The organism is Streptomyces sp. NPDC052107, from assembly GCF_040680215.1.
GTDB lineage: Bacteria > Actinomycetota > Actinomycetes > Streptomycetales > Streptomycetaceae > Streptomyces.
In genome coordinates this window covers 23,730-31,898 of record NZ_JBFAWG010000068.1, presented here as the reverse complement: position 1 = coordinate 31,898, position 8,169 = coordinate 23,730, and the positions used below count along the sequence as shown (strand labels likewise).

The following is an 8,169-nucleotide window of genomic DNA, read 5'->3' as shown; positions in this document are numbered from 1 at the left end:
TCCGACGGGGCGAAGACGCCCGCGCCTGCCGAGATCAAAGGGGGCGGCGGCGTCACTTGGTTGTCAGAAGGAAGTAGCCGCAGCCGGGCGCATCGCAGGCGCGGTCGCGATGCCAACATACAGGTGCCACCGGGCCGCACACCAGCGATTAACCCAGGCCCATGGGAGCACGCGTCCCGCCCGCCCGGGCAGCAAGGCAGGGTCCGGGTCGACAGTGTGTGCGCCGTCGTCGACGCCTCGGGGGGCGTGGGTGACGGTCCAAGCGTCGGGCCACCCCAACTCCGTGATCTCGATGCTGACCACGTTCATTGGGGTCCATCGGGAGTGGAGCGAGCAGATCAGGGAGTGGGTTCCCGCTCCACCGAAACCAACTATTACGACTTGGTCCGCGATTGAGGTTTGGGCGTGCTGGCCTGGCGGGTCGGCTGGTGGTTGATCAGTAGGCGGCCTGCCGGGCGGGCACGAGCTCGGTGCTCGGCTTGCGGCGGGTAGGTCGGCGAGCCGAACGGTCCGAAACCAATGAAGCGATCGCCTGGTGGGTCGCGGCATAGTCCTCGCGTGAGCCGGTGTAGCGCTGGAGCGGGCGCCACTGCCGCAATTCGGCGTTGGCGTGCTCGACGCAGATCCGCTCCGAGGACTGCCGTCGACGCATCTCCCGCCAGGCGTACTGCTCGCCGAGCGGCGCGTCGCCCTTCGGCTTCTTCGGCGGGGCGCTGATCTGGCCGGGGAACTCGTTGGCCAGCCCTCGGTAGCCCTCGTCGACCTCGGCCGTCACCTTCGGGTGGAGCCGGAACTGCTCGGCGATACCCTCGGTGCGCATCGCGGTCTGGTCGTGTATACGGCCCGGACGGTCCGCACCCGACCACAGCAGGCGGCCCTGGCCGTCGCTGATGGTGGTGGTCTTGATGGTGTTCTGCTTCTTCTTGCCGGAGACAAAAGCCCGCCGTCCGGGCCTGCCTGCCTTCGGGCGGCGAACTTGGGTCTCGGCACCATCGCTCCGCAACCGGATCCCCGCGGCCTCGGCGTAGGCGAACACGTCCGCCAGGGTCCGAAGTCGTACGCCGGAGTCGTCGGGGACTGCGAAGCCACGCACGGCCAGCAACGGGCGAATCTCCCCGATGGCGCGGGAGATCGTGGAGCGGGCGACGCCGTACAGCTCGGCGAGCGCGGCGTGCGGGAGCCCGGTGCGTAGGTGGACCAGGGTGACGAGCAGGCGGTCGGTGAAGACCAGGTCGTGCTTCGGGCCGGCACCGGCCTCCCGCTGCCGCTCGGCACCACGCCGCTCACGAAGCTCCGACTCGCACCGGGCGAGCCACAGATCGGCCAACTCTTCGATCAAGAAGCCGAGATGTGCACGCGAGACGCCGCAGAAGGCAGGATGGGTCAAGGCCGCACGGGCCCACTTCTTGGTCACACTCGAAGAACCCGTGCGGCCACTGCCCCGTCACGGCTGCCTGCCGATGATCAATGGTGTGGCTCTTCTGCGGGAACTGTCCGAGCTGGGAACTTCCCTGCAGAAGAGCAAACACGGCCGGCCAAGCACCGGACCGAGCATCAGGGCCTCAGCAGTCCGCCCACCCACCAGTCGTGCGGCTTGCCATCGTTGGCGATGCCGCGATTGCGTAGCGTCCCTTCGACGGCGAAGCCGAGTTTCTCGGCGACGGCACGCGAGCCGGTGTTCCCGGCCATGGCCCACCACTCGATGCGGTGGACGTCGAGGGTGTCCCAGCCCCAGTCGCACAGGGCCCGAGCGGCCTCCACCGAGTACCCGCGTCCGCGCTGTTCCTTGACCGCCCAGTAACCGAGCTCCCAGACGCCGCGGCTGACGAGGGTCAGGCAGTACGAGCCGACCAGGGCGCCGGTGTCCTTGCGGAACGCGCCGAGGGTGTAGTCCCTGTCCTCGGCCCACTGAGCGGGCAGCTTCTCGCCGACGAGCTTCTCCGCGTCCGCACGCCGGTACGGCACCGGCACCGGGGTGTAGAACTGGATGTCCTCGTCCTGGCAGGCTTCGTACACCGCATCCACGTCGGCAGGTGCGAAGGCCCGCAGCACCAGACGGTCGGTCTCAAGCGTCACTGGATCCATCGCGGCAGTATGACCACCACTAACAAGCGGCGACCATCGAATATCCCGACCGAGCACCGCCCATCACACCCCCGGGCTGGTCAACGGTCCTCGCACACCCCAGATCAGCTGCCCCCCGAGACGGAGCACTCCCACCATCAATCGCGGACCGAGCCGTGCTCCGCCTTGAGCAGCCGGGCGTTCGCCGCCCGCAGCCGAGCAAGCTCCGCAGCCGGACTCTGGCCGGCCCCGCCCACGCGGTGCTCCAACGTGTGCTGGGCGGTGTTCTTGCGGACCCATGTGCGTAACGCCTGCCCGGTGATCCCGAGCTCTGCGGCCACTACCGCGTACGTGCGCTTGCCACCGGCGGCTCGGTACAACGCGACGGCGTCCTTGCGAAACTCCTCCGAGTACGGAGACTGGCGTCCCACCTGGACATCCCTGTGGACCTTCAAGATCCATTGTCAGGGTGTCCACTCCAAAGGATCAGCCTCACCGCTCACGCTGACCCTGCCGGTGGACACCACGGCCTTCACCGACCGCGGGAGCTGCGTACGATCGTGCAGACGGCGCAGGACCGGATGAGTGACAGCCGACGCGGGGCCGCGATCGACGGGATGCCGGCGGTCGGCAAGACCACACTGGCCGTGCATGCCGCGCACACGCTTGCCGAGGACAGTCCGCCGTGCTGGCCGGCGGCTTGCAAGCCGCCGGCCTCGGTGCACGCCGGATGAAGATGCGGCGTCAGGTCGGCCGGCCGAGGTCTTCGGCAGGCGCAGCGTCAGGTGGCGACGGGGAGGAAGAGACGCGTAGGACGCTGTTCATCGTGGTGAATGACCTGGGTTGCGACGACGCCGTCGAGTTGCCCGACCTCACCCACTCGTTGGCCGGTGTTGGGGTTGATGTCGTGGGCTGGGAAGTCGCTGCTGGTGATCTGCACACGGATTCGATGCCCTGTGGCGAACTCCCAGCAGGCCGGCCCCAAGGAGATGTCGTACTCGTAGGGGACACCCGGTTCCACCAGGTTCGCGGTGTCCAGTCCGTCGCGGTAGCGGGCTCGAAGGATTCCTTGGCTGACGTTGACCGTGCTTCCGTCCTCCCCCACGTCGACGAGCCGTACCACCCAGTCGGTGTCGACCGCCGAGGTTGCGGCGTGAAGCTTCAGACGGACGTTTCCGATGACCCGTACGGGTTGCTCCAGTGGTGACGTGCTGTAAACCAAGACGTCGTTGCGGATCTCGACCGCGTGCTGGCAGGCGGGGCCCATTGGGGATACCGAGGCGTCGCAGCAGGAGCGGCCGCCTGCGCTGGGGGCGGGGTTGCCCGGGTCGTAGACGTAGACGTCGGGTGGCTCGTCGGCGGGTGGGTTCTTCGTGAGTTCGCCCGTGCCTGACAACGAGTTCGCGCTGCCGTCGGAGCGCAGGAACCACTCCTGAACAGTGGTCTGCGGCGGTGGCCATGAGTCGGTGTCGAGCCATGTGTTGGCTCCCATGACGAACAGCCGTACAGGTGGGCCCAGTTCCGTGGGACGGTCCTTGAGCCAGTGGTCGAACCACTGCAGTTGGAGTTCGTTGATGCGGTTGATCGCCTCGGCACCGAAGTCGGTGCCGCCGACGATCGGCGCCCACGGTTGGTGCACCCACGGTCCCATGACCAGACGGTGTCTGTCGGTCCCGTCACCGGCGCGCCGCGAGAGTTCGGCGTAGTTCTTCACGGTGCCGGGGGAGAACACGTCGTACCAGCCGCCGAAGTGCAGGCAGGGCACGGTGATGTCGTCGTAGCGGTGCTCTAGCGAGATCTCTTGCCAGTAGTCGTCTCGACGGTCGTGTTCGAGCCAGTCGAAGAAGAACTGCGCGACCTCGGTGTCCGCGAGCAGCGAAAACTCGGCGAGCGGCCGCTCGCGGTACAGCGCCGGGACGTCGCCGAGCCGGCGAGCGATCGCCGATGCGACGTCGGGCCGTCCGCGGCGCAGTGCGTCGGGGATGGCGAGTAGCTGTGCCGTCCAGGAGACGATGAACGCCAGGTTCAGCGCCCCGCCCTCGTAGGTCCAGTCCGCGTAGTAGTCACTGCTGGTGAAGCCGGGTGCGCAGCAGGTGAGCGCCGGCGGCCGCTGGGTTGCGGCGAGCAGTTGGGTGGCTCCGGCGTAGGAGAAGCCGTAGGTGCCGACCCGGCCGTTGCTGTTGGGTAGTTGCGCTGCCCATTGGACGGTGTCATAGCCGTCCTCGGCCTCGTACCGCAGCGGGGCAAAGTCACCGTCGGAGGCGTAGCGGCCGCGGGTGTCCTGCACGACGACGAGGTAGCCGTGCCTGGCGTACCACGAGGGGTGGCGGTAGACGATCGACTGTGCGATCGACTTGTCGTAGGGGATGCGCTGCAGAAGTACCGGGTGGTCGCCGGGTGTGTCCGGTGCGTAGACGTCGGCGCGCAGCACCGTGCCGTCGCGCATGGTCGCCTCGACGTCTCGTTCCAGGCGCACGCCGGGGAACATTCCCGGGCTGCCCGCGGCGGTCACTGGTGGCTCCTTGCCGTGAGTGAAACCGACTGCCCGGGTTCGATGACCTCCACGTCCGTCGTCGTCCCGCGCTGGGCCAGGTGCCGGATGAGTTCCTCGGGGGTGCCGGTGAGTTTCGGGAAGGTGCCGTAGTGGATGGGCACCGCCCGGGCGAGGCCGAGCAGCCCGACTGCGTGGGCGGCCTCGCGGGGGCCCATGTTGTAGTGCCCGTCGATCGGGAAGAGTCCGATCTCGGGGGCGTACAGGTCGCGGATCAGGGCCATGTCGCCGAATACGTTGGTGTCCCCGGAGATGTAGACCCGCCCCTGGCCGGATGGCGGCGAGGCGATGAACCCGACCGGGTCGCCGCCGTAGGCGTTCGGTGTTCCCTCGGTGACGGCGATCCCACATGAGTGGTCGGCCGAGACCATGGTGAGCTCGACGTCGCCGACCTCGATGGTGCCCCCCTTGTTCATCTCGATCACCTCGGACACGCCGGCCGAGGTGAAGTACGCAGCCAGTTCCGGGGTGCAGATGACCGGGGCGCCGGTCTCGGCGGCGAGGGGGATCACCGAGCCGATGTGATCGAAGTGCCCGTGCGTCACGGCGATCCCGTCGAGGGGCGCGATGTCCGCGAGGCCCTCGGGACGCTTGGGGTTGCCCTCCAGCCACGGGTCGAAGATGATCCGGGTACCGGCCTCAGTCGCCATCAGCACGGTGGCGTGGCCGAGCCACGTCAGGGTGCCGGGTGCTCCGACAGGGTCGCTCACGGCGTTCCTTTCGTTACGTAGGGTCCTGTGCTGCGAGGTCGTGTCCGTCATGCGGCGTTCCAGCCGCCGTCGACGACCAGCGCCGCGCCGGTCATGAACCTGGATGTGTCGTCGGCGAGGAACGCCGCGGCGTCGGCGATTTCCGCGGGGGTGGCCAGGTACCTGTCGCCGTCCAGGCGCAGCGGCGTCATCCGTTCCCACTCGGCCGCGATCTCCGGGCGGGCGCGGTGGAGTCGGTTGAACTCGGTCGCGGTGGCCCCAGGGCACAGGGCGTTGACCCTGATCCCGTCATGGCCCACCTCGACGGCCAGCGCCTGGGTCATCGAGGCCACAGCGCCCTTGGAGGTGGAGTAGGCGACGGCGTCGGTGGCGCCCACGAAGGCGAAGTTCGATGCCACGTTGACTATGACACCGCGCCCTTCCTGCCGGCGCATCTGGGCCACGGCTCGGCGCGCGCACAGGAACGAGCCGCGGACGTTGGTCCGCATCACGCGGTCGAAGTCCTCGACGGTCAGCTCGGCCAGCGATTTGAACACGGTGACGCCGGCGTTGTTGATCAGGATGTCGACGCTGCCGAAAGCGGAGACGGCGGCATCGAACAGCCGGTCCACATCTGCCGGCTCCCCGACGTCTCCCCGTACCAGGACCGCGTCCCCCAACTGCGCGGCAAGCCGGTCACCGGGCGTGCCGTCGTCACGGGAGGTCTCGGCGCTGTCGCCGAGTACGATCCGGGCGCCGTCGTCAGCCAGTCGGGTCGCGATCGCCCGACCGATGCCGGACAGCCCACCGGTGACGACTGCGACCTTTCCCTGCAAGCTCACGAGGCATCTCCTATCTCTATCGACGAGGTACGCGGCGACGCTGCCGCCGGGTTGGGGCGGCCCTCGCGGGCGGTGGCATCGGTGTCGCCGGGCCGGAGCTTCCCCGTGATGGTGGATATCGCCCAGTAGCTGATGCTGGAGACGACGAAGCACACCACGCCGCCGCCGAGCCAGGGAACGCCGTTGTGCACGAGTTCGTAGGCGATCGCACCGATCACCCACGCGACCAGTCCGATGATGTGGAACCCGCCGGTGCCCCAGTAGAGGCCCTTGGGCCGGTACAGCTCGGCGACGTCGTAGTGCCTCTTACGAACGACGTAATAGTCGGTCAGCACGATCGCGAAGAGCGGGATCAGCATGATGCCCTGGAACGACAGCCAGTTCAGCACGGAACCGAGCAGGTTGACCGTCACCGCTGCGACGATGACCACGGCACCGGTGCCGTAGTTGATCCGGCGGATCGGTACCTTGGGCACGACGTTGAGAAGCGACATCGACGCCGAGTACATGATCAGTGCGGCGGTCGCGATCGTGGCGAACATCGCGACGAAGAAGGCCACCACCCCGAAGACGGTGCCGTGATGCACCATGGCCAGCAGCGCATTGGGGTTGCCGAGCCCGACCGCCGCGATCTGCCCGACGAGGAGCATGAACAGCGCGACGGGCAGCGACAGGAACGCCGACCAGAACGAACTGCGTCGGCTCTTGCCGTACCTGGTGTAGTCGCTGACCATCGGGACCCAGGTCAGTGCCGAGATGAACATGGCGTCGAACGCCAGCATGAAGGTCAGGTGCCCCTTGCCGGCCGTGTGCCAGAGCTGGGTCAGATGCTGGCCGCTGAGCACCGCGTACAGGGCCATGGCGACGAGCACGACGACCACCGGGACGAGGAACCGTTCGAGAAGGCGCAGCAACCGGTGTCCGAGGCTGACCACGACAACAATGGACAGGCCGATGATGACGCTGTAGAGGGAGGTGTAACCCATGCCCCACTGAGCGCCGATGGTCCCCATCAGCTTGCCGGCCAGCTGCACATGCACGCTGTCCCAGCCGGTCAACTCGATGAAGGCGATCAAGGCGGGCAGCCACGACCCGTAGCGCCCGAAAGCCGGCCGGGTGCAGACCATCGTGCTCGCCCCGGTCTGCCAGCCGATCACCCCGACGGCGCCGAGAACCACGAAGCCGACGATCGATCCGATCACCGTGATCATAAACGCGTCGCCCAGCGTCAGGCCGGCGGTCACGGTCCCTCCGATGAGGAAGTAGGAGACCGGAACCTGCATGCCCAAAAAGACGAACAGCAACGCCCAGAATGAGTAGTCACGCTTGTTGTGCGGCACAGCATCGAGGCTGTCCGCGCCGGAGTGATCCGCGCCCTGGGCTGCGATCACCGATTCGTCGCTCATAACTCTCCTCGATTGCGATAGATCAGCCGTCGGCGCCGGCGACGGCGGCCCTCGACTCTTGAAGGACTGGCGATGTGACCGCTATCGCCAGAAACAAGAAGCCGGGAATTGCAAGGGGTACCGGCACTCTCCGTGCAGACGTCCGGCCGGCCTTTCCGGGCGAACCGGTAGCCGTAGCAATGGTTGCCATGTCACTCTTTCGCCGAATCGCGGGAAACGTCGGCCGAGGCGATCGCCTCCACCTCTACCCGGGCGCCGTAGGGAAGTGCACCTGCCGCGTAGCAGGTGCGGGCAGGGCGGGGCTCGGTGAAGAACTCGGCGTAGATGGTGTCGAATTCGATGCGATCAGCGAGGTCTGCCAGCAGCACCGTCGTCTTCACGACGTCGGCCGGTCCGCAACCGTGCTCCGCCAGGCGCAGCTCGAGATTCGCCAGCGCCTGCCGGGCCTCGGCTGCGATTCCACCAGGAACAATTTCGTTGTCGAGCACGCCTAGCTGTCCGGACACGAAAATCAAGCCTACTGCTGTGCGGCTCGCCGCGTAGGGGTGGTCAGCGTCGGAGAACCGCTTCGGTGCGACCGGCCTAGAATTCATGAATAGCCCCTAGGTCCCTTTTAG

General features: G+C 67.4%; 8 protein-coding genes and 1 pseudogene. 1 reads left to right on the top strand and 8 read right to left on the bottom strand.

All coding sequences use genetic code 11. The features are described 5' to 3' along the window. Positions 1–436: 436 nt before the first annotated feature. The 3 genes and pseudogenes from AB0M27_RS37475 to AB0M27_RS37465 all read right to left on the bottom strand — a co-directional run. Positions 437–1,339 carry a transposase family protein gene (locus AB0M27_RS37475; RefSeq protein ID WP_365728896.1) on the bottom strand — a complete coding sequence of 301 codons (903 nt, stop codon included), beginning with the start codon at positions 1,337–1,339 and terminating at the stop codon, positions 437–439. A gap of 215 nt (positions 1,340–1,554) precedes the next feature. Next, positions 1,555–2,085, bottom strand: coding sequence for a GNAT family N-acetyltransferase (locus AB0M27_RS37470; RefSeq protein WP_365728894.1), 531 nt, complete (start codon positions 2,083–2,085; stop codon positions 1,555–1,557). Positions 2,086–2,237: 152 nt separating this feature from the next. After that, a pseudogene (locus AB0M27_RS37465) lies at positions 2,238–2,495 on the bottom strand (transposase); the annotation flags it as partial. A gap of 129 nt (positions 2,496–2,624) precedes the next feature. Here AB0M27_RS37465 and AB0M27_RS37460 point away from each other — a divergent pair. After that, positions 2,625–2,798 (top strand): hypothetical protein, encoded by a 174-nt coding sequence (locus tag AB0M27_RS37460; protein ID WP_365728893.1) that lies wholly within the window; start codon positions 2,625–2,627, stop codon positions 2,796–2,798. Between the two features lie 47 nt (positions 2,799–2,845). Here AB0M27_RS37460 and AB0M27_RS37455 read toward each other — a convergent pair whose 3' ends face one another. From AB0M27_RS37455 to AB0M27_RS37435, 5 genes are all read right to left on the bottom strand, one after another. Continuing rightward, entirely contained in the window at positions 2,846–4,576 is a 1,731-nt protein-coding gene (locus AB0M27_RS37455; protein WP_365728891.1) for a CocE/NonD family hydrolase, read from the bottom strand. Further along, complete coding sequence (locus AB0M27_RS37450; RefSeq protein ID WP_365728889.1) at positions 4,573–5,325, bottom strand: metal-dependent hydrolase; 753 nt, start codon at positions 5,323–5,325, stop codon at positions 4,573–4,575. The genes AB0M27_RS37455 and AB0M27_RS37450 overlap by 4 nt, the downstream gene beginning before the upstream one ends. Before the next feature lie 47 nt (positions 5,326–5,372). Next, on the bottom strand, positions 5,373–6,146 hold the full coding sequence (locus AB0M27_RS37445) for a glucose 1-dehydrogenase (RefSeq protein ID WP_365728887.1): 774 nt from the start codon (positions 6,144–6,146) through the stop codon (positions 5,373–5,375). Further along, positions 6,143–7,552, bottom strand: a complete 1,410-nt coding sequence (locus tag AB0M27_RS37440; protein ID WP_365728885.1) for a cytosine permease — start codon at positions 7,550–7,552, stop codon at positions 6,143–6,145. The genes AB0M27_RS37445 and AB0M27_RS37440 overlap by 4 nt, the downstream gene beginning before the upstream one ends. Before the next feature lie 191 nt (positions 7,553–7,743). Continuing rightward, on the bottom strand, positions 7,744–8,145 hold the full coding sequence (locus tag AB0M27_RS37435) for a RidA family protein (protein ID WP_365728883.1): 402 nt from the start codon (positions 8,143–8,145) through the stop codon (positions 7,744–7,746). Positions 8,146–8,169: the final 24 nt, after the last annotated feature.